This window comes from Eikenella corrodens (assembly GCF_003990355.1).
Taxonomy (GTDB): Bacteria; Pseudomonadota; Gammaproteobacteria; order Burkholderiales; family Neisseriaceae; genus Eikenella; species Eikenella corrodens_B.
Genome location: NZ_CP034670.1, coordinates 2,386,329 through 2,411,150 on the forward strand (window position 1 = coordinate 2,386,329; position 24,822 = coordinate 2,411,150).

Below are 24,822 nucleotides of genomic sequence, written 5' to 3' on the forward strand. Positions count from 1 at the left end.
ATAAGAAATACTTGGATTTTTCAGGTAGCCTTTAAGTGAGGCTACCTGAAACTATTTATGCCACCTGCGTTTGATGTTCGTTTCCCGCGCGTTCGCGGATTATGCCCAGGCGGTATGCGGTTTCGCCTTGTTCGGCGAGGAAGGCTTGCGCTGCCTCAGCCTGTTCGGCAGGCACGATAACGGCCATGCCGATACCGCAGTTGAAGGTGCGGTACATTTCCTGCTGCTCCACGTTGCCGACCTGTTGCAGCCATTGGAACAGCTTGGGCAGCGGCCAGGATTGTGCATCGATTTGTGCCACACAGTTTTCGGGCAGTGCGCGCGGGATGTTTTCGGTGAGGCCGCCGCCGGTAATGTGTGCCATGCCTTTGATTTCAAATTTTTCCAGTGCCGCCAAGATCGGTTTCACATACAGGCGGGTGGGCGCAATGATGGCTTGGCGCAGGGTTTTGCCGCTGTCGAATTCGGCATCCAAATCGGGATTGCTGCGCTCGATGATTTTGCGGACGAGGGAATAGCCGTTGGAGTGCGCGCCGTTGGAGGCGAGGCCGAGCACCACGTCGCCGGGCCGGATGCTGCGGCCGTTGATGACTTTACTTTTTTCCACCACGCCCACGGCGAAGCCGGCCAAATCGTATTCGCCTTCGGGATACATGCCGGGCATTTCGGCCGTTTCGCCGCCAATCAGGGCGCAGCCGGATTGTTCGCAGCCCGCGGCGATGCCTTTAATCACATCGGCGGCACGCGCCACATCGAGCTTGCCGCAGGCGAAATAGTCGAGGAAAAACAGCGGTTCTGCGCCTTGCACCAGGATGTCGTTCACGCTCATGGCCACCAGGTCGATGCCCACGGTGTGGTGGATATCCCATTCAAACGCCAGTTTCAGCTTGGTGCCCACACCGTCGGTGCCGCTCACTAGTACGGGGTTTTGGTACTTTTTGCTGATTTCCACCAGTGCGCCGAAGCCGCCCAAGCCGCCCAACACTTCGGGGCGCATGGTGCGCTTGGCAAAGGGTTTGATGTTTTCAACCAGTTGGTCGCCCGCATCGATATCGACACCGGCATCGCGGTAGCTGAGGGATTGGGTCATGGCACTCTTTCGGGGAAAAATTTAAAACAGGAAAACGCTATTTTACCTGATTTTAAGCAGCAGCTAAGGATTGAATTGGGCGGCCTAATTCAGCAGGTTGTCAAGCGCACACTCAATGGCGGGGAAAGCAAACTCAAATCCTTGCTGCAACAAGGCTTTCGGCGGGGCAAATTGGCCGTCCAACACCAAATCGGCCTGCTCGCCCAGCATCAGGCGCAACATCTGCTCGGGAACGGAAAACAACAGCGGGCGGCGCAGCCGTTGGGCGGCGGCGCGGGCAAAGTCGAGTTGGGTGGTGCGCTTGGGGGCAGTAATGTTGTAAGCCTGAAAGCCATTGTGTGTTTGTGTGGCCAGAAAACGGATGGCGGCCACAACATCATCCATATGCACCCACGGCAGGGGCTGCTCACCGCTACCAAGCCGACCTGCACAGTAGCGCACCGGTTTGAGCAGCTGCGACAAAATGCCGCCGTCCCTGCCCAGCACCACGCCAAAGCGGCACACGGCCACCGGCACGCCGCTCTCCTGCTGTACGCGCTGTATCGCCGCTTCCCATTGCTGGCACAGCTGCGAAGGGAAAACATGTTGCGGCGGCGCATTTTCCATGCACGGCGGCCAGCCATCCGCACTGCCGTTGCCATAATAGCCCACGGCGGAAGCCTGGATGATGAGGCGCGGCGGCTGCGGGTGGCGGCGCAGCCAGTCGGCCACAGCCTGCACCGGCTGCAAGCGGCTTTGCAACAGCTCCTGCTTGCGCTGCGCCGTCCAGCGGCCTTCGCCCACCGACGCCCCCGCCAGGTTAATCAGCAAATCGGGGCGGATGCTGTCGTAGAGGTGGTGCAGCGCGGCGATGTATTCAAAACGCTTATCCACCTCCCGCGCACGAGCCGGATGGCGGCTAACGATAATCACACGATGCCCGTCAGCCTGATACGCCGCGGCCAGATGGCGGCCGATAAAGCCGCTGCCGCCGATAATTACGATGGTTTGTCGGCTCATGCGCACCTCCGGCCGGCAAAAGAAAAGGCTACCTGAAACATGGTTTCTCTTTCATGAAGGATTTTCAGGTAGCCTGCCATGTTCTCGGCGGGCATGCAAGTTTTCGGTAGTGCGGGTTGGGTTGCGGGCGGCACAAGCAATACGGCAAGCGAGCCAATGCCGTTCCGCTGACCTCTATAAAGAACCGCCGAGGATTTTCAGGTAGCCTTTTGCGGATGCAGGCTACCTGAAAATCTGCCATCTTAAGGATTGGATAAATACGGACAGAGTCCTTCACGCCCGTCTTGATACACCATCACCGTATCGCTTGCCTCAACCGCCATGCCCGTACCGTGATACAGGCATTTTTGCGGCGGGTCGGGGGCAAGCCTGCTGCCGAGATAGCCGATTTGCAGGGGCTTTTGTTCGGAGGCATGGCGTTGCAGCAATACGGCGGCTCGGGTTTGCTCGGCGGTAGGATGGCTGGGGTCAAGCCCGCCGGTGCCTATATTGAGTTTGTCCCAAAACGTGCGCTGGGGCGGAGTGATGCGGACGCGGTATTGCGTGCAGCCGTCCGCACGGATGGTTCGCCCTGTTTGGCGGACGGCAAACCGATAGCTGCCTTGGCTGCCAGAAACGCCGGTTACATAGGCTTCCGCAGCATCGCTGCCTGCAAGGGCGGGGAGGGGGAGAAGAGCGAGGAAAACTAGGAAAATAAAGTTGCGCATGGATTTCGGGATACTTGAAAACTAAAAACCGCGTGGGTGCGGAGCGTATACACACCACACAGGCGAACTACGTTTGCTTATTCTGCTTTGAATATCCCGATATATTTTATTCCATTAAATTTTTTATCATGATTAAATCTAAGATCTGGATCTGAATACCAAAAATAGCATTGACTTTATTAATATTTAGTTCGTGACATCTCTTTTTTAGCAGAGGGGCATCATCCTCATGAATGGGAATTTCTTCAATAATTTCATCAAGCTCTACAGGCTCCTCTAATAATGGCAATATTCCAATAAAATCTTCATCATACTCTTCATCTAAACCAATATCTTGACAAAATTTACAATATTTTCCTTCTGGCAAATCATCTTGTTCAAAATATTCTTCATAAGAATATTCACTTTTTCTAGTAAATCCGATCCACAAATGTAATTTATCAAAACGGTCATATACCGCATTACTCATTTCATCTACATTCATTCTGTATGCTCCTTAAATTGTTCGCATTTACCAACCCTCATGTGTTTATTATGCAGCCTTTTTTCGAAATACCCATTGCCTTCAAGTCTTCTGTACTAAATCGTAGGTCCTTAGCCTTTTCTGCTGAGGAAAAAGGAAAAATTATACTTACCTCCTCAAAATCGCAAACTATCTTTCGACTTAACTTGACTAATATATTGTTGAATGCCTTTAACCTCTTTTGCCTAACCACAGCAGGTTGCCGAACTAGTTGCTCTCTTTCCTCAGTATGCTGATTTGGTTAGTGTGCCAGTAAGGCGGGCAGAGTTTCTAGTCTGTTGTTGTAGAAGACGTATGCCAGGGTTCGTCGCTGTTTTGGTAGGTAGGGTGCAGGCTGCTTTTTAGGGTTTTGAAGCCGTTAAAAGGTAGTTTGCACTTTTTAACTGCGTTGAAGCTGTGTTTTCAGGCAGCCTGATAGGGGCTACCTGAAAATTGAGAAACTGTGTGCGTGCGTTTCGCACACACACTACTCAAACAGGCTACTCTTGCTACCTTATTATTTGTTATTTATTGGGGTAATTCGATTTTTCCCGCCAATGTCGCCACTTGGATATAGCTTCTTGTTTGGATCAATTTTACTTGACCATAAATAAGTAGAGAGCAAAGTATTATTTTCTCCATTACTCCATTTCATTCCTTTATTGAATTTTTTTACTGCATTACGTTTAAGTTTCAGGAAAATTTGTTTTAAGCTACTTTTATTAGAACATGCTATATCAGCAGTAGATATGTCATTTCCTACATCAAACATTTTTTGTATTCGTATATAATTAGAAAAATCTTTATAATTATATGGGATATTTTTTATTTCTATGTAACTCTGCTCATCTAGTAGATAGCAAAATAGCATAGATGACAAATGAGAACCATCTTTATGAGCGATAAACGAGCTCCATTCTTGAATATCAACATTAAAGGCATAGAGATTATTTTCTTTAATGAAATTATTAATGAAAAATAGAAAATCTTCATCATCTGCACAGATAAAGCAATGCATGATATATATCTCCAATAATTATTTATGGGCAAAGCAAGCGGAGCATGGGCGGAGCAGCTGTAGGGCGGGTATTTATGCCATACAGTTGCAAGCTGCCTGAAACTGAAACCCGTTTCAAAAGCAGCCTGCACTTTTACAACAGCACTCAAATCGCGCCGATTTTCTCTTTGTTCGCCTCAATCCATGCCTGCAATTCCTCGCACGTCATCCATTCCGTGTTGTTGTCGCTGGCATACACGAAGCCTTCGGGCACTTTCACGCCGTTTTTGATGCGCTCGGGCGTTTTGTCCCAGCCGTTGATGGCGGGCAGGATTTTGAAGTGTTCGGGATATTCGTAGGTATGGAACGAGTCTTCCGCGCCAATCATCTGCTCGTGCAGTTTTTCGCCGGGGCGGATGCCGACGGTTTCCTGCGCGCATTCGGGGGCGACGGCGGCGGCCAAATCGCAAATGTTCATCGACGGGATTTTTTTCACATAAATTTCGCCGCCCACCATGTCGTCAAACGCGTGCCACACGAGCTCCACGCCCTGTTCCAGCGAAATCATGAAGCGGGTCATGCGCGGGTCGGTAATCGGCAGCGTGCCGCGTGCGCGCTGGGTGAGGAAAAACGGGATTACCGAGCCGCGCGAACCCATCACGTTGCCGTAGCGCACCACGGCGAAGCGGCAGCCGTGTTCGCCGGAATAGGCGTTGCCTGCCACGAAGAGTTTGTCGCTGGCGAGCTTGGTGGCGCCGTATAAATTGACGGGGCTGCTGGCTTTGTCGGTGGACAGGGCAACGACGCGCTTCACGCCTTTGTCGATGCAGGCATCAATCAGGTTCATCGCGCCGTTGATGTTGGTTTTCACGCACTCGAACGGGTTGTATTCGGCGGTGGGGACGATTTTGGTGGCGGCGGCATGGACGACGTAATCCACGCCGTCGAGCGCGCGGTAGAGGCGGTCTTTGTCGCGCACATCGCCGATGAAGAAGCGCACGCGTTTGTCGCCCTGAAATTTTTTCGCCATTTCCCACTGTTTCATTTCGTCGCGGGAGAAGATGATGATTTTTTTGGGATTGTATTTGGCCAGGGTCATAGGCACGAAAGTGTTGCCGAACGAGCCGGTGCCGCCGGTTACGAGGATGGTGGAGTTGGAAAGCATAGATAACCTTTTGTTTTGACTTAATAGAGTAGCTGATTCTACCGCAAAATTATTTTAATGGAAGCAGCGTAATATGAAGTGGCGGATTATAGCACCGGCATTCGGCGGCTTCTATCATGCCGCAGGCTACCTGAAAGGCGGCAGCACACAGCCCAAATGGAAATAACAGCGTGGATTCAGCTCGCCTCACTCCTATTTGGAGTAGCCATACATTACAATGGCGACTTCCCCTACTCCACCCTACCGCCTATGTCTGCCGCTCAAGACCTTACCCTGCTCCTCGTGCGTGACGCTGCCGAGCCGGAAATGTGGATAGATATCTGGGCACGCAGTTATCCGCTGGTGCAACAGGTAGCCTGCGCTGCCGACGAAGGCATTGCCCAATGGCAAAGTAAAATCAACACAGCGTGGCGGCTTATTCCCGGCCAGGCCATGATTGTGGCACACGGCGCAGGCGTACCGGCTGTGATGGCTTGGCAGTTCCAAAATAGTATGCGCGGCCAGCAACGCATCCGCGGCATGATTTTGGTTTCCCCTCTGCGATCTGCCTGTATGGATGACGAATGGCACACGCTACAACGTGCCCGTACCAACTGTAAAGCCGCCTTGGTGATTGGGCAAGATGAAAATCCGTTGTGCCCGGCCAAATGGGCAAGCGATACCGCCGCCAGGTGGCAAGCCAGGCTGCTGCGCGCACCGCAGCCCGGCCATCTCAACCAGCGCTTGGGCGGCTGGCAATGGGGCATGCGGCTGATGCAGGAAATGTTGTGGGATAGCTAATATCCTTGGCGCTACGGGCAAGACGGTTTTCAGGTAGCCTCTACACGTTTTGTTGCGTCTCACATGCGTCAATTAAATCGGCATGGAATAAGTATAATCATCTAAAATATATGTTTTTTATCCACTAACACCCGGCCGAACAATGTCAAGCGGTAGCAACAATTGGCAGCTTATCTAAATATACGGCTTTCCTCCCTATCTTGCCTTACTGCAACAATGTATAGGGATTGCGCCATAAATTCTGTTCCCGCTCAGGATAAACATTGACAGTAAACCGCTTAATCTTTAAAATTAAAGCTTTCTTATATTAATTTGGATTTTCCTGCTATGAAAACCTTCTCAGCCAAGCCGCACGAGGTGAAGCGCGAATGGTATGTCATTGATGCCCAAGATAAAGTTCTGGGTCGCGTGGCTGCCGAAGTCGCCCGTCGCTTGCGTGGCAAACACAAGCCCGAATACACCCCGCACGTAGATACCGGCGACTACATCATTGTAGTTAATGCCGACAAACTGCGTGTTACCGGTGATAAAAACGAAGGCAAAATCTACTATCGTCACTCCGGTTTCCCCGGCGGTATCTACCAACGCACTTTCCGTGAAATGCAAGATAAATTCCCCGGCCGCGCCCTGGAGCAAGCTGTTAAAGGCATGTTGCCCAAAGGCCCTTTGGGCTACGCCATGATCCGCAAGCTGAAAGTGTACGCCGGTAGCGAACATCAGCATGCCGCCCAACAACCCAAAGCATTGGAAATTTAAGGACACCATTTTTATGAACGGTAAATACTACTACGGCACCGGCCGTCGCAAAAGTTCTGTAGCCCGCGTGTTCCTGCAAAAGGGTTCCGGTCAGATCGTGGTAAACGGCCGCCCCGTTGACGAATTTTTTGCCCGCGAAACCAGCCGCATGGTGGTGCGCCAGCCTTTGGTTCTGACCGAAAATGCTGAAGCATTCGATATTATGGTAAACGTGTGCGGCGGTGGTGAAACCGGCCAATCCGGCGCCATCCGTCACGGTATTACCCGTGCCCTGATCGACTATGATGCAGGTTTGAAGTCTGCCCTCTCTCAAGCCGGCTTCGTTACCCGCGATGCCCGTGAAGTGGAGCGTAAGAAATTCGGTCTGCGCAAAGCACGTCGTGCCAAACAGTTCTCCAAACGTTAATCGTTTGGTATTACAAGAGAGCCGTGGTTTCCGGCTCTCTTCTTTATTTATATGCATATGCAAACATCTAAGGCTATCTGAAAAGTTTCAGGTAGCCTTTCTGTGGAAAGCAACAGCATTATTTAATTTACACTTCCGGCTTTTGTTTGGAGGCCTGATTTAGCTGCTGGTTGGTATCGTGACAAATACCGATAGAACCGGGAAAATTGCCCTGCATGTGAAAATTAACAGCGTTGTTTACACTTCCCCGGCTTTTGCTTGAAAACCTGATTGGCCAGCTATTCGGCATGATCAAGAATGCCAATAGATACGAGGAACCCGCTCTGTCCTTGATCATGACGGGCAGCTGCCTAAGAAGCATTTGAGAAAGAACAAAAACTGTCCGATGTGGAAAAATTGCAAACAATACGGCAATTTCCTATAGCAGTGCATGAGAGTTGGAGTATTTTTATGGCGGGCTTCGGTTCCCATTTCAGATCATATGAGGATTGATGTATCCATTCTTTTATACGCTGGCTATCGATACCTAAAGTTTGTTTAAGTATAGTGGATTAAGTTTAAATCAGGACAAGGCAGCGAGCCGCAGACAGTACACACGTTACGGCAAGGCGAGACAACGCTGTACTGGTTTTTGTGAATTCACTATAAAAACGAAAGCTGTCTGCGACAGAAGGTGTAAGCAGCGCGATGATTTTCCAAATTTAAAGGCTACCTGAAACCTTTCAGGCAGCCTTTCAATATGTCCGCTGTAACACAGCCTATTGATGTCGGCGCAACTCTTGGCGCAGCGACTGCAAGCCGGAGCGGCGGTCGGCGATTTGCACTTGCAGGTTGCCGGCGCGATCAGACTGATTGTTGCGGCGGGCGGTGGCCAGCTCGCGTTCGGCCTGCGCTAAGGCGCGCTCTTCCCGGCGGATGTCGCGGGTGATGATTTCCTTGGGCGTGAGCGGTTTGGCGGCAGCAATCACCGGCGCAGGACGCACGACAGGAATGCTGCGGCGTTCCGGTTCGGGCTGGCGGCGCAGGGTAACGCGGATGGGCACGGGTTTGCTGATTTCCACATCGCTGGCGGCAGCTACGGCTTCTTGCCACACATCAGGCAATTCGCTGCTGTCGGCATCGGCTTTGTCGGCCGGTTGCCGAGCCGGCCCGGAGGCGGCAACTGCGGGAGTTGCAGCGGCCTGCTTAGATGAATCGGCTTCTTTATCGGCCAAAGATTTGGCCACGGGGCGGCAACGGCCTTGCGGCAGGGCAGTGCGCACGCTGCGCCCGTCGGCCAGCTGGCAGAGGTAGGAAATTTCGGCCGGAGCGGTTTCGCTTCGGGTGGCGGGCGTTTCGGTGGCGGCGCTGATGCCGAAAGCCAGCAGTAAAAAGCCGGGTAGAACAATATGGGCTAATTTTTCAAACATAAACTTGGTGTGTATTGCTAAAGCGTTTAATTCCCCATACACCATCGGATGCCTTTATACAACAAGCTAATAGGGTTTCTTGCCGAGGCGGCGACGGCAGACAGTACAGCCGGTGCGGTAAGGCGAACCAACGCGGTGGAGAAAGTTAAGCAGGTTGGCGATAGTGAATTAATCCACTATATGAACCGATACGGCATTATATCAAGCAGCAGGCACACAGGTTGTTGGCTTAGGTTTAAACAGGTAAACAGGCTACCTGAAAAGCACAACGGGCTTTAAGCGGCGTGAATTCCATTTAATTCAGGACAAGGCATGGCATAAAGGCTTAAAATATTCACTTTTCCAGCAGGAGATAGCCATGGCACAATTCTTCGCCATCCACCCCGAAAACCCCCAAGAGCGGCTGGTGAAACAAGCCGCCGAAATCGTGCGCCAGGGCGGCGTGATCGTGTATCCCACCGACTCCTGCTACGCGCTCGGCTGCCAGATGGGCAACAAAGAAGCCATGGAGCGCATCTTGGCCATCCGCAAAATCGATTTGAAACACCACCTCACTCTGATGTGCGCCGACTTGAGCGAGCTGGGCACTTATGCCAAAGTGGACAACAGCCAATTCCGCCAGCTCAAGGCCGCCACCCCCGGCGCCTATACCTTTATCCTGCCCGCCACCAAAGAAGTGCCCAACCGCACGCTGCACCCCAAACGCAAAACCATCGGCCTGCGCGTACCCGACAACCAAATCGCCCTCGCCCTTTTGGCCGAGCTGGGCGAGCCCATGCTCTCCTGCACCCTGATGCTGCCCGGAGAAACCGAGCCGCAAACCGACCCTTACGAAATCCGCAACCTGCTCGAACACGCCGTGGATTTAATCATCGACGGCGGCTGGTGCGGCACCGAGCCGACCACGGTAATCGACATGACCGACGGCACCGAGCTTATCCGCCAAGGCGCGGGCGATACTGCGGTGTTCGGGTTGTAACGCCAAACTGCCTGCAAGCTGATCAGGCTACCTGAAAGTTTCAGGTAGCCTATAATCTGCCCGTTTGATTCATATAGCGGATTAAAACAGAAACGATACCAAGGCCGCAGCATTGCCATTTTTATCCGTGATACCACCCTCTGTACACAAGGAATCCCCATGCCTGCCGATATGATTGCTCATGCCCGCCGTTTTTCCCCTTGGCTGTCGCGCCAGCTGGATGGCGGGCAAATCGATGTTGCACGTTTGCAGCCCATGCTCGCGCAGCCTTTGCAGCCGCAGGATTTGGCGGCCTTCGCGCCGTGGGCAGACATCGCGGCAGCGGCGGATGAAGCCGAGCTGGCGCGGCAGTTGCGGCTGTTGCGCCGTTATGTGCTGGCGCAGATTATGGTGCGCGATTTGTGCGGCGCGGCTGAGCTTTCGGAGGTAACGGCTTCCATCACGCATCTGGCCGATTTTGCGGTGAACACCGCGCTCGCTTTTGCCGAAGCGCACTACACCGCGCTCTACGGCACGCCCATCGGCCGCTATAGCGGTGCGGCGCAGCATTTGAGCGTGGTGGCCATGGGCAAGGCGGGCGGGTTTGAATTAAACGTGTCGTCTGATTTGGATTTGATTTTCGTCTATCCCGAATCGGGCGAAACCGACGGGCGGCGCAGCCGCAGCAATCAGGAGTTTTTCACCAAGGTGGGGCAGAAGCTGATTGCGCTGTTGAACGACATCACCGCCGACGGCCAAGTGTTCCGCATCGATATGCGCCTGCGCCCCGACGGCGACAGCGGCGCGCTGGTGTTGAGCGAAACTGCGCTGGAGCAATATTTGGTGGCGCAGGGGCGCGAGTGGGAGCGTTATGCCTGGTGCAAAGGCCGCGTGGTCACGCCGCACGCCAACGGCATCCGCAGCGTGGTGCAGCCTTTCGTGTTCCGCAAATATCTGGACTACGGTGCCTACGAAGCCCTGCGCGGGCTGCACCGCCAAATCCGCAGCGAAGTGAGCAAAAAAGGCATGGCCGGCAACATCAAGCTCGGCGCGGGCGGCATCCGCGAGGTGGAATTTATCGCTCAGGTGTTCCAGATGATTCGCGGCGGGCAAAACCGCAGCCTCCAGCTCAAAGGCACGCAGGAAACGCTGGCCGCGCTGGCCGAAGCCGGCATCCTCGCGCCCGAAGCCGCCGCCCGGCTGCTCGAAGTCTACCGCTTCCTGCGCCGCCTCGAACACCGCCTGCAATACTGGGATGACCAACAAACCCAAACGCTACCTGAAAACCCCGAACAGCAGCAGCTGTTGGCCGAAAGCATGGGTTTTGCCGATTACGAAGAATTTTCAGGTAGCCTCAACGCACAACGCGCCCAGGTAAGCGCCCAGTTCAACCAAACCTTAAGCAGCCCCGAAGAGAACGACAGCGAAGCCGAACAGCCGCTGGCCGGGCTGTGGCAAGACGATGCCGCAGCAGCCGAATGGGCGGTGCAGCTGGCCGAATTGGGCTTTGCCAACGCAGCCGAAGCCGCCGAGCGGCTGGCGCACATCCGCAGCAGCAGCCGCTACCGGCATTTGTCGGCCCGCGCCCAGCAGCGTTTCGACGCCGTGCTGCCGCGCGGGGTGGCCGCCGCCGCCGAAAGCAGCCGCCCCGAAGCCGCCCTGCCGCGCCTGCTCGACTTTCTCGACAGCATCAGCCGCCGCTCCGCCTACCTCTCCTTTTTGCAGGAATACCCTGCCGCGCTCGCCCAAGTGGCCGAACTCATGGCGCAAAGCCCCTGGCTGGCCGAATATTTGCAGCAACACCCCGTGCTGCTGGACGAATTATTGTCCGCCCAATTAATGGAACACCCCAACTGGCCGCAATTTATCGGCGCGCTTTCAGGTAGCCTCCAGGCCGCAGGCGACCCCGAAGCCAAAATGGACGTGCTGCGCCGCTTCAAACACGCACAAACCTTCCGCCTGGCCGTGCAGGATTTGGCCGGTTGCTGGCCGCTCGAAGCCCTGAGCGACCAGCTCTCCTACTTGGCCGACATCCTGCTCGAACACACCATGTGGCAAGTGTGGCAGGCCATGCCCAAAACCCACCGCCCCATCCCCCGCTTCGCCATCATCGGCTACGGCAAGCTCGGCGGCAAAGAGCTGGCCTACGGCTCCGATTTGGATTTGGTGTATCTGTATGACGACAGCGCGCCCGAAGCCGCCGACATCTACAGCAAATACGCCCGCCGCCTCACCACCTGGCTCTCCGGCAACACCGGCGCGGGCAGCCTCTACCAAACCGACCTGCGCCTGCGCCCCAACGGCGACAGCGGCTTCCAAGCCCACAGCCTCGAAGCCTTCGCCAAATATCAGCACGAAAATGCCTGGATTTGGGAGCACCAAGCCCTCAGCAGGGCCCGTTTCGTGGTCGGCAGCCCCGAAGTGGGGCGCAAATTTGAAATCATCCGCCGCCAAATCCTCAGCCTGCCGCGCGAAGAAAACCCGCTGCGGCAGGAAATCGCCCAAATGCGCAGCAAAATGCTGCCCACCCACCCCGCCCACGAAGACAACGTGAAATACGCCCGCGGCGGTGTGGTGGACGTGGAATTCATCGTGCAATTCTTCGTGCTGCTCCATGCCCGGCAGTATCCCGAGCTGTTGGAAAACTACGGCAACATCGCCCTGCTCAATATGGCCGCCCGCCGCGGCCTGCTCAGCCAAGATGCCGCCGCACGCACCGCCGCCGCCTACCGCCACTACCGCCAAGTGCAACACCGCCAGCAGCTGCACGGCGCGGGCGCGGTGCAAGTGGACGACACCCTGCGCGAACACTACGAACAAGTGGCCGCACTGTGGCGCGAAGTGTTCGGCGAAGAAATCCGCTAAAACGAAAAAGGCTACCTGAAAGTTTCAGGTAGTCTTAATTTCCTGCTTGAAAGGCCTAGTAGCCCAAGCGTTGGCAGATGGTGGAAGACAATCCGGCCTGGTTGAGGGTGTAGAAATGCAGGCCGGGAGCGCCGTGGCGCAGGAGGCGGCCGCACATTTCGGTTACCACGTCCAGCCCCAAGGCTTTGATGGAGGCGGTGTCGTCGGCATAGGATTGCAGCTTCAGCCGAAGCCAGCGCGGAATTTCGGCGCCGCACATATCGGCAAAGCGGGCCAGCTTGGAGAAGTTGGCAATCGGCATGATGCCAGGCACGATGGGGATTTCCACACCGCGCCCGCGCACGTCGTCGAGGAAGCGGAAGTAGGCATCGGCATTGAAGAAAAACTGGGTGATGGCGGAATCGGCACCGGCTTTCACTTTGCGCACAAAGCTTTGGATGTCGTCTTCGGCGCTGCGCGATTGCGGATGGTATTCGGGGTAGGCAGCCACTTCGATGTGGAACCAGTCGCCGAATCGGTGGCGGATGAGCTCCACCAGCTCGTTGGCGTGGTGCAGGCCGGTGGCGCCCAAGCCCATGCCGGAGGGGATGTCGCCGCGCAGGGCGAGCACATGGCGGATGCCTAAGTCTTTGTACTCCTGCAAGAGCTCGGTGAGCTCACCGGCATCCAGGCCTACGCAGGGGATGTGCGGGGCGGCGGCCATGCCTTCGGCAAGGATGTCGCGGATGGTTTGCATGGTGCCTTCACGGGTGGTGCCGCCTGCACCGGAGGTGCAGGAGAAAAATTCGGGCTGGTATTGGGAGAGTTGTTTGCGGGTGATTTTCTGTTTTTCGCGGCCTTCGGGCGTGCGGGTGGGGAAAAATTCGAAGCTGAGGGTATTGTGTTGCATGATGGTGGGGAAAATAAATTCGGAAGAAAGGCGATACGGTAGCGGGCAGCGGGGGTTTAGGCAAGGGCGGCTGGCTGAAAAATCGGCGCGGGAGAATGAATGGGATTCATAATGAATGGTGGGCTACCTGAAACCAATTATCCGGAATGGGGCGGCTTTTCAGGTAGCCGCTTCGTTATCCGGCAGTAGAACAGCCGCCCTGGGTTTGCTACAATGCCCGTCCGTTTAACATAATTTAGTAGAAGGAAACACATGAAAAAATCCGTTATCCTCGGCCTCGCCGCCCTGCTGGCCGCTCCCGTCCTGGCCGCCCCCGCCGGTTCATATCTGCCTGCAGCTCAGGAGCTTCACAAACGAGTTGTAAAGGAGAGAGATCCGAGCGCCCGCCAAACCAACCTGTTCCAAGGCAGCGCCAAAACAGGTGAAACCAAAACCCACCAGGTCCAGCTCACCGCCGGAAAATACTACACTTTCTTCGCCGCCTGCGAATACAACTGCGACAACATCGACCTCACCCTCAAATCGGCAGATGGCAGTGAAGTCGAATCCGACACCGAATCCGACGACGCCCCCATGTTCAGCGTGCGCCCCGCCCGCACCGGCCGCTACACCTTAAGCGTAACCATTCCCGGCTGCAAAACCGCATCCGGCTGCAAATACAGCAGCCAGGTATTCGTGGGCAACCGCGACATCTTCGCCCGCTAACCGTGCCCCGCTATAGGCAACGGCAAAACGGGCTACCTGAAATCCGCCGCACGGCGTTTTCAGGTAGCCCGTTCTTTTGGGCAAACGGCCGATACGCAGGAAATGGAGGCCTGCCCTGCCCACTGGGTTTAACGGCATGGCAGCGAATAAGAAGGCTACCTGAAATTCCAGCTTCGCCGAAACCCGCTGGGCGGCGTGAAGCTGTGTTTTCAGGTAGCCTGTTTTTAGGCAACTGCTTGCTGATGATTAGTTTTTGCTCTGGTCTACCAATTTGTTTTTGGCGATCCAAGGCATCATGCTGCGCAGTTGCGCGCCGACTTTTTCAATCTGGTGGTCGGCGGTGAGGCGGCGGCGGGCGGTCATGCTCGGATAGTTGGTGGCGCCTTCGAGGATGAACATTTTGGCGTATTCGCCGGTTTGGATGCGTTTGAGCGCGTGGCGCATGGCTTCGCGCGATTTTTCGTTAATCACTTCTACGCCGGTAACGTATTCGCCGTATTCCGCGTTGTTGGAAATGGAGTAGTTCATGTTGGCGATGCCGCCTTCGTAGATCAAATCCACGATGAGCTTCATTTCGTGCAGGCATTCGAAGTAGGCCATTTCGGGCGCGTAGCCGGCTTCCACCAGGGTTTCGAAACCAGTTTTGATCAGTTCCACCACGCCGCCGCACAATACGGCCTGTTCGCCGAACAGGTCGGTTTCGGTTTCTTCGCGGAAGTTGGTTTCGATGACGCCGCCTTTGGTGCCGCCGTTGGCTGCAGCGTAGGAGAGAGCGATGTCGCGGGCTTTGCCGCTTTTATCCTGATACACGGCAATCAGCGAGGGCACGCCGCCGCCTTTGAGGAATTCGCTGCGCACGGTGTGGCCGGGGCCTTTGGGGGCAACCATCACCACGTCCAAGTCGGCGCGCGGCACGATTTGGTTGTAGTGCACGTTGAAGCCGTGGGCAAAGGCCAATACGGCGCCCTGCTTGAGGTTGGGCTCGATTTCAGCACGGTATACGGCGGGCTGGTTTTCATCCGGCAGCAGGATCATCACCAAATCGGCGGCTTTGGTGGCATCGGCCACGCTGCGCACGTCGAAACCGGCAGCTTGGGCTTTGTTCCAGGAGCCGCCTTGGCGCAGGCCGACAATCACGTTTACGCCGGAGTCTTTCAGGTTGGCGGCATGGGCATGGCCTTGCGAACCGTAGCCGATGATGGCTACGGTTTTGCCTTTGATCAGGGAGAGGTCGGCGTCTTTATCGTAGTAAACTTGCATGTGGATTCCTTTTTTGGATTCGGTTAAACGGGGCGGACGGCGCGGCCGGTATGCGGTGCGGCGGGCTGGCGGGCTTGTGGCCGCTGCCGGCGGGCGGGCATAGCGGGAATAGGGTGGGAGGCGCTGTCGTATCGGGTGGCAATACTACCCGAATTTTGACAATTTGGCAGCTTTTTTAGACAAGAAATTTAGAATTGGCTGTTTTACGGGCAAAACAGGGTTAATTTTAGACATATTGTCTTATTGTAAGCTGTTAAGACTTCGTTCCGCTCCGTTTTAGCTTCGCAGAAACTCCGCTTCGCTCCGTTTTCAGGTAGCCTTATAATGCTGCCTGCGCCAATTTTTCAAAGAACCCACACCATGACCCATCAAGACCTCGGCCTGATTTTCCTGCCCGCCGGCGTGCTGTGCATTTGCTTTGCCGGATTCTGGCAGCTGTATGTGATGCTTACCGAAAGCTACACCCTCAACCGCTTTAAAGACAAACAGCTGGTGTGGGTGGTGTCGCTGCTGTTTTTCAGCTTCAGCCTGGCCGTGTATTGGCTGTGCCCGAACGCGCGCAAAAAGGGCATCGTGTTTGCCCTGTTCGCCGTGGGCGGGGTGGTGATGTATGTGCTGGCGCGGCGCTGGCTGCCGTTTGCCAAATAATTTTCAGGTAGCCTCACGGCAAACGGCAGGCTACCTGAAACCATTTGATTCATACGCCATAGCTATTTTCCATTTTAATTTTGTTGCCGCTTCATTTATTCGTCAATGCGTTGCAGCTTGCACCTTAGCTTCGCAGAAACTTAGCCTTGGCTACGCCAAGACATCGTTTTAACTTCGTTGAAGCTAGCACTTTCAGGTAGCCTTTCATGAGTAAACCCCACCATCCCGTTACCCCCGCAATCCGTTTTCTGCGCGCGCACAAAATCGAGCACACCGCCATGCAGTATCCCTATGAAGAGCACGGCGGCACGGCGCATTCCGCCGAGTGCCTCGGCATCGACGAACACCAAATCGTCAAAACCATCGTGTTGATTAACGAACACAAAAAAGGCCTGATTGTGCTGATGCACGGCGACCGCCAAATCTCCACCCGCAACCTCGCCCGCCAGCTCGGCATGAAACACGTGGAGCTGGCCGCGCACGATCAGGCGCATAAATGGACGGGCTATTTTGTGGGCGGCACCAGCCCCTTCGGCTGCCGCACCGCACTGCCGGTGTATGCCGAGCGCAGCATCTGGGATTTGCCGCTGATGTATATCAACGGCGGCGGCCGCGGCCTGTTTGTAACCGTTGCCCCCGCCCCCGCGCTCGCCGCGCTGAATGCACAACCGGTGGAAGTGGCGGTGGATTAGCCGCCTTGGGCGCGGTATATAAAGACTACCTGAAAGTGCTAGCTTCAACGAAGTTAAAACGATGTCTTGGCGTAGCCAAGGCTAAGTTTCTGCGAAGCTAAAACGCAAGCTGCAACGCAGTGAGAATAAGTGGTGTGAATTGCTACGAAACTAAAGTTTCAGGTAGCCTTAATCTGCTAAAATCCGTTTTTTCATCAATCCAAACAACAGTTGCTCAAAATAGAAACCAGGCCGTGCAGTGAGCCAATGCCATATTGTTTCTATTTGGATAACGATAAACACTCGGCAGCCCGAACTTGCTTCAGGCTGCCGCGCCCCTTATGTCGGTACACTATGAATCTTCCTCTGCCCAAACCCGCACAAAAGTCCCGCTGGCCGCAGCTTTCCGCCGGCAGCCTGCCTTATTTCCTTACCTCCGCCCTGCCGGAAAAACCGCTCAAGCTCGTGCTCACGCCCGATGCCGAAACCGCGCTGCGCCTGCAAACCGCGTGGCAATTCTTCCGCCCGCAGGACAACGCGCTGTTCCTGCCCGATTGGGAAACGCTGCCTTACGAGCGCTTCTCGCCGCATCAGGATTTGGTGTCCGAGCGGCTTTCCGTGCTGTGGCAGCTTAAAAACGGCGCGGCGGACGTGCTGTTCGCGCCCGTGTCCACCGCCATGCAGCGGCTTGCGCCGCCGTCTTTCCTGATGGGGCGCACGTTTTGGCTGAAAACGGGACAGATGCTGGATTTGGACAGGCTGCGCGAAAACCTGGTGGAAGCGGGTTATGCCGCCGTGTCCAACGTGGTGGCGGCGGGCGAATTTGCTGTGCGCGGCGGGATTGTGGACCTGTTCCCCATGGGCGCGGATTTCCCCTATCGCATTGATTTATTTGACAATGAAATCGACAGCATCAAAACCTTCGACCCGGATACGCAGCGCACACTCGCGCCCGTGTCCGAAATCCGTCTGCTGCCCGCGCACGAGTTTCCCACCGATGCCGACGCGCAAAAAATCTTCCGCAACCGTTTCCGCGAGGAAATTCCAAGCAATCCGAACGAGGCGACCGTGTACCAAGCCGTGGGCAAGGGACAGTTCGGCGCGGGCGTGGAATATTATCTGCCGCTGTTTTTTGAAGACGGCTGCGCCAGCCTGTTCGACTACATCGGCGAAAACGCTCTGGCCGTATGCGTGGGCGATGTGCACGCCGAAGCCGTGCGCTTCGAAGGCGAAATTAAATCGCGTTACGCGCTGGCGCAGGGCGACCCAAGCTATCCGCCTCTGCACCCGCAGCATTTGTATCTTGCTGCCGACCGATTTTCAGGTAGCCTGAAAGCCTATCCGCAAATCTGGCCCGATCTTTCCGCCGCCTCGCCCCACGCTTTGCCCGATGTGGCGGTAAACCGCCAATCCGAACAGCCGCTGGCTGCGTTGCAAGATTTTCAGGCAGCCTTTGGCGGCCGTATTTTACTGTGCGCCGAAAGCGCCGGCCGGCGCGAAACCATGCTCGGCTTCTTCGCCCAGCACGGCCTGAAACCCAAACCTGTAGCCGGTTGGCAGGCGTTTTTAGATGACAACGCGCCGCTGTGCATCACGGTTACGCCCTTGGCAGAAGGCTTCCAATTGGGCGGGCAGCCTGAAAAGGCTGCGGACGGATTTTCAGGTAGCCTCAATGCAGACGAAAGGCAGCCTGAAAACACCATCCGCTATGCTGATGGCAGCCAGATAAGGCTTGGCGATCGGGTGCGTGTCGGTAACAGGGAAGGACGGATTGTGCTGGTGTTCGGGCAGGGTTCGTCTGCCTACCGGTTAGACGAAACCCTTGCCTACACACCGAGGCATGGCGTGTTGGCCGAGTTTGCCGTATCAGGTGATTCCCGTCCTCTGCATGTGCATTATGAAAGCGGAAGCCAAGCTGCTGAATTGGTACTGCTTAATCGTGCCGAAAGGCAGCCTGAAAACACCGCACCTGAGTTTTCAGGCAGCCTCAACGCACAAAGCAGCCTGCACCCTTCAATCGGGCAGCAATCTGCCCCCTCCCCCGTGAGGGAGGGCTGGGGAGAGGGCAACACGTCCGCGCCCCAAACCGAAATTTCTGCCGCCGCAGCAAGCCCTCTCCCTAATCCTCTCCCGCAGGAGAGGGGACAAAGTGCTGAAACCTCAAAGGCTTCAGGCTACCTGAAAACGGGTGCAACGGGTTTCTGCGAAGCTAAAACAGAAAGCAGCCTGCACACCGAAAGGCTACCTGAAAACGGTGCGGATAAACTTTCAGGTAGCCCCAACGCCGAAAGCAGCCTGCACCCTTCAATCGGGCAGCAACCCGCCCCCTCCCCCGTGGGGGAGGGCTGGGGAGAGGGCAAAACGCCCGCCTTCCCAAACGAAATTTCCGCCGAAAGCAGCCTGCACCTTGCCGTCATTACCGAATCCGAGCTGTATCAATACGTTGCCCGTTCGCGCGTCCACAGCCGCCGCAAGAAACACACCGCCGTGTCGGACGGTAGCCTGCGCGATTTGGCGGAAATCAGCATCGGTGATCCCGTGGTGCACGAAGAACACGGCATCGGGCGGTATCGCGGGCTGGTGCTGATGGGCGAAGATGAAATGCTGCAACTCGAATACGCCAACGAGGCGCAGCTCTATATCCCTGTTTCGCAACTGCATTTAATCAGCCGCTACTCCGGCCAGGCGCATGAAAACGTCGCCCTGCACAAGCTTGGCAGCGGCGCGTGGAACAAAGCGAAGCGCAAAGCTGCCGAAAAAGCGCGCGACACCGCCGCCGAGTTGCTCAATCTCTACGCCCAACGCGCCGCCCAATCGGGACACAAGTTTGAAATCAACGAGTTGGACTATCAGGCGTTTGCCGACGGCTTCGGCTACGAGGAAACCAAAGACCAGGCCGCCGCCATCGCCGCCGTGATTAAAGATTTGACACAGGCGAAGCCGATGGACCGCCTCGTGTGCGGTGATGTCGGCTTCGGCAAAACCGAAGTCGCCCTGCGCGCCGCGTTTGTGGCGGTGATGGGCGGCAAACAGGTCGCCGTACTCGCCCCGACCACGCTTCTGGTCGAGCAGCACGCGCAAAACTTCGCCGACCGCTTCGCCGATTTCCCCGTGAAAGTCGCCAGCCTTTCGCGTTTCAACAACAGCAAAGCCACCAAAGCCGCGCTGGAAGGCATGGCGGACGGCACGGTCGATATCGTTATCGGTACGCACAAATTGGTTCAGGACGACATAAAATTCAAAAACTTAGGCTTAGTGATTATTGATGAAGAACACCGCTTTGGCGTGCGCCAGAAAGAGCAGCTCAAACGCCTGCGTGCCAATGTCGATATCCTCACCATGACCGCCACGCCGATTCCGCGCACCCTCAGCATGGCGCTCGAAGGCCTGCGCGACTTCTCGCTGATTACCACTGCGCCCAGCCGCCGCCTCGCCGTCAAAACCTTTGTCAAACCGTTCAGCGAAGGCAGCGTGCGCGAAGCCGTATTGCGCGAACTCAAACGCGGCGGGCAGGTATTTTTCCTGCACAATGAAGTAGATACGATTGAGAATATGCGCGAGCGGCTGGAAACCCTGCTGCCCGAAGCCCGCATCGGCGTGGCGCACGGACAACTGCGCGAGCGCGAGCTGGAGCAAGTCATGCGCGACTTTTTGCAGCAAAGATTCAATGTATTGCTCTGTTCCACCATCATCGAAACCGGCATCGACATCCCCAACGCCAACACCATCATCATCAACCGCGCCGACAAATTCGGGCTGGCGCAACTGCACCAGCTTCGCGGTCGCGTCGGCCGCAGCCACCACCAAGCCTACGCCTACCTGCTCACGTCCGAATACATCACCAAAGACGCAGAAAAACGCCTCGACGCCATCGCGGCGGCAGACGAACTCGGCGCAGGTTTCACCCTCGCCATGCAGGATCTGGAAATCCGCGGCGCAGGCGAAATCCTCGGCGAAGGTCAGTCCGGCGAAATGATACAGGTCGGCTTCACGCTCTACACCGAAATGCTCAAACAAGCCGTGCGCGACCTCAAAAAAGGCCGCCAGCCCGACCTCGACGCACCATTGGGCATCACCACCGAAATCAAACTGCACAGCCCCGCCCTGCTGCCCGAAAGCTACTGCCCCGACATCCACGAACGGCTCGTCCTCTACAAACGCCTCGCCGTCTGCGAAACCGTGCAGCAAATCAACGCCATACACGAAGAACTCGTCGACCGCTTCGGCCTGCCCGAACAACCCGTCAAAACCCTCATCGAAAGCCACCACCTGCGGCTCGCCGCAAAAGAATTGGGCATAGACGCCATCGACGCCACCAGCGAAGCCGTTACCGTTACCTTCGGCAAACACCACCAAATCGACCCGACAGAAATCATCCTGCTGATTCGGAGCGATAGAAACTACCGGCTGGCCGGGGCGGATAAATTGAAGTTTACGGCTCAGATGGAGGATGTGGAGATGAGAATTAAGACGGTGAAGAGTGTGTTGAGAAGGTTGAAGATGGGGATGGTAACGAAAGGGGGAGAGGCTGGCTGAAAAGGTACAGGGGGGTAGTATGTCTAGCATTGATGTCCAACAGGTAAAACCGAAAAGGAAATGGTATGACTGTGTTGAAAGTTTTTAAGAATGAGCCCAATGATGTGGAGTATTTCAAGTGGCTGGCAACAAATCCTGATGGTTATGTATTAAATATTGCGCTTAGCCATTACCATTTGTACCCAATGATTCATGCTGCCAAATGCCATCACGTTAGCAGTGATAAAACGATAAATTACACTACTCAAAACTATTACAAGGTCTGTTCTAATTCTATTGCCGAACTGGAAGCCTATTCTTGGCAGGAGCACCGCAAAGCCCTAACTCCATGCAAAACATGTATGGGAGAATACACTCCTACTTTTCAGGTAGCCTCTCAACAATCCTTAGAAGATGATCTAGATGAGCTTAACCAACGCTTAGAATCTGCATCAACTGAAGAAACTAAAACTGAAATCCAACGCCTGATTACCACCCGCAGAGGTCAAGGCGAATTCAGAAACGGCGTATTGAAACGGTATCCGCAATGCCCCATCAGCGGTGTAGATATGCCAGAATTGCTGATTGCCAGCCATATCAAACCTTGGTGTGACTGCAATGATGATAACGAACGGCTTGACCAGTACAACGGCTTGATGCTTGCTCCGAATATTGATGCCTTGTTTGATAGTGGGCTGATTACGTTTGAATCTGATGGCAAAATTCGTATTAGTAAAAGGCTTTCTGAAAAAAACTTGTTCCGACTTGGTATCTCTCTTGATGTGGTATTAGAAATCCACCCTGACAGCGAAAAATATTTTGAGTGGCATCGAAATAAGGTATTTAAACCATAGCGTAGGTGGTAAACGTGGCCAGCATCATCGTCTGCAAGATCGTCTAAAAGGCTACCTGAAACTGCAAATCTCCGTTTCAGGTAGCCTTTTTGATGAGGCATCTTCGCTCTCTTGCCGATACTTGCAACAGATTACCTGCAAATTCCCTCCACACCCGCCTGCTGCTTGGCAGGCGGGTGCTTTTCAGGTAGCCTTTCTCTTTTTCCAAATCCTATTCTCCGCCCGCCATGAACACCGAAAACGAATTGCCCGAAATTGCGCTGCAAGCTTTGCCCGATGGGGTTGAGATTGAGCCTGCTGCGATTGAAACCCTTGCCACAGTAGTGGCTGAGTCGCAGGCTGCCGTGTTGGCGGAAATTTCTGCGCAAGCGGCGGCTGTTGGCGGTGAGGATGCTGCCGAACCGGGGCGCAAGTGGCGCGAGGGGCGGATTGTGGATGCTGCGGTGCGGGTGTGGGATGCTGCAGAACGCACCGGTGTGGCCGATGTGGTAAACAATGGCGACGAGCCGCCGTTGAGCGTGTTTTTGGTGGGCGACCTTTTTGCCGCCACCGACCTTTCCCCCGAGCCGGGCGATGTGTTGCGCGGTGTGTTGCAGAGCCACCCTGTTAGCGGCTATTGGCTGCTCGACAGCGCGGAAGATGCTGCCACGTCCAGCCTGCAGCGGCGCAGCCCGGAAGAAGAAGAGGCGCTGCATAAGGAGCGCAAGCAGGCCAAACGGCAAGATAAATTGGTAAATGGCGAAACCTATGTGGGCAAGGTGGTGCGCTGGAACGAAGAGGAAAAATCGGGCTATATCAAGGTTAAGTCCATCAAAGCGCGGGTGTTTTTCCCGCAATCGGCCTTTGTGTTCCGCGATAAAAGCCCGGCCAACCACCAGCAGGTGAGCTTCGTGCTGGGGAGGCGGCGCGGCGAATGGGTGGCCACCCGTGTGATTCCGCAAGGCTACGAGTTGGGCTGGGCCGACCGTGAAAGCCCTTCTTCGGGCACGATTTTGGGCGGCGGTTTCAGCGAAAGCCTGCTCGGCGGCACGTTTATTTTGCTGTTCCTTGCAGCGGTGTCCTTTATTTCCCTGCCGCTGGCTGCGGCCTATTTGCTGGCCAGCTGCCTGTTGCTTATCCTCTACCGCACGGATAAGCGCAGCGCCCAAAGCGGCCGCACCCGCGTGCCCGACGGTGTACTGCACCTGTTGGCCATGCTCGGCGGCTGGCCCGGCGGCCTGTTGGCGCAGATGCGTTATCAGCAACACACCGCCAATATCCGCTTTGTGCGCGCTTTTTGGTTTAGCGTGGCGCTGAATGCCGTGGGCACTTATGTTGTGCTGGTGTACTTTATCGGCTCGCCCGCTTTTGCCTTCTTGAAAAACTAGCCGCATGAACAGCTACTGCGCCCTTGCCAACGGTCTGCCCGCCGACAGCCTCGATCCCAACAAGCATTATCACGACCGTCTCTACGGCTTCCCCATCGAAGACGACAACGAACTCTTCGGCCGCCTGCTGCTCGAAATCAACCAAGCCGGCTTGAGCTGGACGCTGATTTTGCAACGCGCCGCCGGCCTGCGCACTGCCTACGCCGACTTTAACATCGCTGCCGTGGCCGCCTTCGGCGAGGCCGACCGCCAACGCCTGCTGGCCGACGCGAAAGTGATCCGCAACCGTCTGAAAATCAATGCCGCTATCCACAATGCGCAGCAAATCTTGCAGCTGCAACAGGCATTCGGTTCGTTCAAAAACTGGCTAGACGGCCACCACCCGCAGCCGTTGGCCGATTGGGTGAAGCTGTTCCGCCGTACCTTCAAATTCACCGGCCCCGAAATCGTGCGCGAATTTTTGGTGAGCACAGGCTACCTGAAAGGTGCGCACAGTGAAGACTGCCCCGCCGCCGAGCGCGCTGTTGCCGCTAATCCGCCATGGTTGCGGGGTTGATGCGGTTTAGCAATAAGAGAAAGGCTACCTGAAAATTTAGCTTTGCAAGTTTCTGTGAAGCTATAGTGGATTAACAAAAAACAGTACAGCGTTGTCTCGCCTTGCCGTAACGTGTGTACTGTCTGCGGCTCGCCGCCTTGTCCTGATTTTTGTTAATCCACTATAAGATTTCAGGTAGCCTTTTGTATGCGCTGCGGCTGCGGTTTGGTTTGCCCCCTGTGTTGGCGATATAATCAGGCCTCTTTCCAACAACCGACACAAAGGAGTTTCATCATGGCCAAAACCATCATCCATACCGACCGCGCCCCCGCCGCCATCGGCGCTTATTCCCAAGCCGTGCGCGCCGGTAACACCATTTATTTGAGCGGCCAGATTCCGCTGGTGCCCGCCACTATGCAGGTGGTGGAAGGCGGCTTTGCCGAACAGACCCGTCAAGTGTTTGAAAACCTCAAAGCCGTGATTGAAGCCGCTGGTGGCAGCTTTGATGATGTGGTGAAACTCAATGCCTACCTCACCGACCTTTCCAATTTCGCCACCTTCAACCAAATCATGGGCGAATACTGCCGCGAACCCTTCCCCGCCCGCGCCGCCGTGCAGGTGTCCGCCCTGCCCAAAGGCGTGCTGGTGGAAGTGGAAGGCGTGGTGGTACTGAACGCCTAAGCATATAGAAGGCTACCTGAAAACTGTTGCAGCTTGCGTTTCAGGTAGCCTTTCGTTTTACCC

General features: G+C 55.5%; 22 protein-coding genes. 13 read left to right on the plus strand and 9 right to left on the minus strand.

Annotation, left to right across the window (positions count from 1 at the left end):
* Nucleotides 1-55: 55 nt before the first annotated feature.
* The 6 genes from purM to pseB all read right to left on the minus strand — a co-directional run bounded on the left by purM (nt 56) and on the right by pseB (nt 5,460).
* A complete protein-coding gene (gene purM, locus ELB75_RS12080; protein WP_126984104.1) occupies nt 56-1,090 on the minus strand; it encodes a phosphoribosylformylglycinamidine cyclo-ligase in 1,035 nt (344 codons plus the stop codon).
* Between the two features lie 84 nt (nt 1,091-1,174).
* Nucleotides 1,175-2,089, minus strand: coding sequence for a TIGR01777 family oxidoreductase (locus tag ELB75_RS12085; RefSeq protein ID WP_126984105.1), 915 nt, complete (start codon nt 2,087-2,089; stop codon nt 1,175-1,177).
* A gap of 242 nt (nt 2,090-2,331) precedes the next feature.
* Nucleotides 2,332-2,796: a hypothetical protein gene (locus tag ELB75_RS12090; RefSeq protein ID WP_126984106.1), complete on the minus strand. Its 465-nt coding sequence runs from the start codon at nt 2,794-2,796 to the stop codon at nt 2,332-2,334.
* 106 nt (nt 2,797-2,902) lie between these two features.
* A complete protein-coding gene (locus ELB75_RS12095; RefSeq protein ID WP_126984107.1) occupies nt 2,903-3,280 on the minus strand; it encodes an immunity 22 family protein in 378 nt (125 codons plus the stop codon).
* Nucleotides 3,281-3,815: 535 nt separating this feature from the next.
* A complete protein-coding gene (locus ELB75_RS12100) occupies nt 3,816-4,316 on the minus strand; it encodes a hypothetical protein (RefSeq protein ID WP_126984108.1) in 501 nt (166 codons plus the stop codon).
* A 145-nt stretch (nt 4,317-4,461) separates the two neighbouring features.
* On the minus strand, nt 4,462-5,460 hold the full coding sequence (gene pseB / locus ELB75_RS12105) for a UDP-N-acetylglucosamine 4,6-dehydratase (inverting) (RefSeq protein WP_126984109.1): 999 nt from the start codon (nt 5,458-5,460) through the stop codon (nt 4,462-4,464).
* Nucleotides 5,461-5,709: 249 nt separating this feature from the next.
* Between pseB and ELB75_RS12110 the strand changes: the two genes are divergently transcribed.
* From ELB75_RS12110 to rpsI, 3 genes are all read left to right on the plus strand, one after another.
* Nucleotides 5,710-6,240, plus strand: a complete 531-nt coding sequence (locus ELB75_RS12110) for an alpha/beta hydrolase (RefSeq protein ID WP_126984110.1) — start codon at nt 5,710-5,712, stop codon at nt 6,238-6,240.
* 327 nt (nt 6,241-6,567) lie between these two features.
* Complete coding sequence (rplM, locus tag ELB75_RS12115) at nt 6,568-6,996, plus strand: 50S ribosomal protein L13 (protein WP_126984111.1); 429 nt, start codon at nt 6,568-6,570, stop codon at nt 6,994-6,996.
* Nucleotides 6,997-7,009: 13 nt separating this feature from the next.
* A complete protein-coding gene (rpsI, locus tag ELB75_RS12120) occupies nt 7,010-7,402 on the plus strand; it encodes a 30S ribosomal protein S9 (RefSeq protein ID WP_003822527.1) in 393 nt (130 codons plus the stop codon).
* 758 nt (nt 7,403-8,160) lie between these two features.
* Here rpsI and ELB75_RS12125 read toward each other — a convergent pair.
* Entirely contained in the window at nt 8,161-8,811 is a 651-nt protein-coding gene (locus ELB75_RS12125; protein ID WP_126984112.1) for a hypothetical protein, read from the minus strand.
* A 358-nt stretch (nt 8,812-9,169) separates the two neighbouring features.
* Between ELB75_RS12125 and ELB75_RS12130 the strand changes: the two genes are divergently transcribed.
* Nucleotides 9,170-9,790 (plus strand): L-threonylcarbamoyladenylate synthase, encoded by a 621-nt coding sequence (locus ELB75_RS12130; RefSeq protein WP_126984113.1) that lies wholly within the window; start codon nt 9,170-9,172, stop codon nt 9,788-9,790.
* A gap of 159 nt (nt 9,791-9,949) precedes the next feature.
* Complete coding sequence (glnE, locus tag ELB75_RS12135; RefSeq protein WP_126984114.1) at nt 9,950-12,634, plus strand: bifunctional [glutamate--ammonia ligase]-adenylyl-L-tyrosine phosphorylase/[glutamate--ammonia-ligase] adenylyltransferase; 2,685 nt, start codon at nt 9,950-9,952, stop codon at nt 12,632-12,634.
* 55 nt (nt 12,635-12,689) lie between these two features.
* Here the strand turns inward: glnE and metF are convergent, their stop codons facing one another.
* The gene (metF, locus tag ELB75_RS12140; RefSeq protein ID WP_126984115.1) at nt 12,690-13,523 is read right to left on the minus strand and encodes a methylenetetrahydrofolate reductase [NAD(P)H]; all 834 of its coding nucleotides are present in this window, start codon (nt 13,521-13,523) and stop codon (nt 12,690-12,692) included.
* Nucleotides 13,524-13,775: 252 nt separating this feature from the next.
* On the opposite strand from metF, the gene ELB75_RS12145 reads away from it, so the two are divergent.
* Nucleotides 13,776-14,228: a hypothetical protein gene (locus ELB75_RS12145; protein WP_126984116.1), complete on the plus strand. Its 453-nt coding sequence runs from the start codon at nt 13,776-13,778 to the stop codon at nt 14,226-14,228.
* 246 nt (nt 14,229-14,474) lie between these two features.
* On the opposite strand, the gene ilvC is transcribed toward ELB75_RS12145, so the two are convergent.
* Complete coding sequence (ilvC, locus tag ELB75_RS12150; protein ID WP_126984117.1) at nt 14,475-15,488, minus strand: ketol-acid reductoisomerase; 1,014 nt, start codon at nt 15,486-15,488, stop codon at nt 14,475-14,477.
* Between the two features lie 360 nt (nt 15,489-15,848).
* Between ilvC and ELB75_RS12155 the strand changes: the two genes are divergently transcribed.
* The 7 genes from ELB75_RS12155 (at nt 15,849) to ELB75_RS12185 (ending at nt 24,759) form a co-directional block, all read left to right on the plus strand.
* The gene (locus ELB75_RS12155) at nt 15,849-16,136 is read left to right on the plus strand and encodes a hypothetical protein (RefSeq protein ID WP_064089006.1); all 288 of its coding nucleotides are present in this window, start codon (nt 15,849-15,851) and stop codon (nt 16,134-16,136) included.
* Nucleotides 16,137-16,342: 206 nt separating this feature from the next.
* On the plus strand, nt 16,343-16,828 hold the full coding sequence (locus tag ELB75_RS12160; RefSeq protein WP_023887707.1) for a YbaK/EbsC family protein: 486 nt from the start codon (nt 16,343-16,345) through the stop codon (nt 16,826-16,828).
* A 333-nt stretch (nt 16,829-17,161) separates the two neighbouring features.
* Nucleotides 17,162-21,343, plus strand: coding sequence for a transcription-repair coupling factor (mfd, locus tag ELB75_RS12165; protein WP_126984118.1), 4,182 nt, complete (start codon nt 17,162-17,164; stop codon nt 21,341-21,343).
* Between the two features lie 65 nt (nt 21,344-21,408).
* Entirely contained in the window at nt 21,409-22,176 is a 768-nt protein-coding gene (locus ELB75_RS12170; protein ID WP_126984119.1) for an HNH endonuclease, read from the plus strand.
* Nucleotides 22,177-22,403: 227 nt separating this feature from the next.
* On the plus strand, nt 22,404-23,543 hold the full coding sequence (locus tag ELB75_RS12175; protein ID WP_126984120.1) for a DUF1294 domain-containing protein: 1,140 nt from the start codon (nt 22,404-22,406) through the stop codon (nt 23,541-23,543).
* A 4-nt stretch (nt 23,544-23,547) separates the two neighbouring features.
* Nucleotides 23,548-24,099, plus strand: a complete 552-nt coding sequence (locus ELB75_RS12180; RefSeq protein ID WP_126984121.1) for a DNA-3-methyladenine glycosylase I — start codon at nt 23,548-23,550, stop codon at nt 24,097-24,099.
* Nucleotides 24,100-24,372: 273 nt separating this feature from the next.
* Nucleotides 24,373-24,759, plus strand: coding sequence for a RidA family protein (locus ELB75_RS12185; protein ID WP_126984122.1), 387 nt, complete (start codon nt 24,373-24,375; stop codon nt 24,757-24,759).
* Nucleotides 24,760-24,822: the final 63 nt, after the last annotated feature.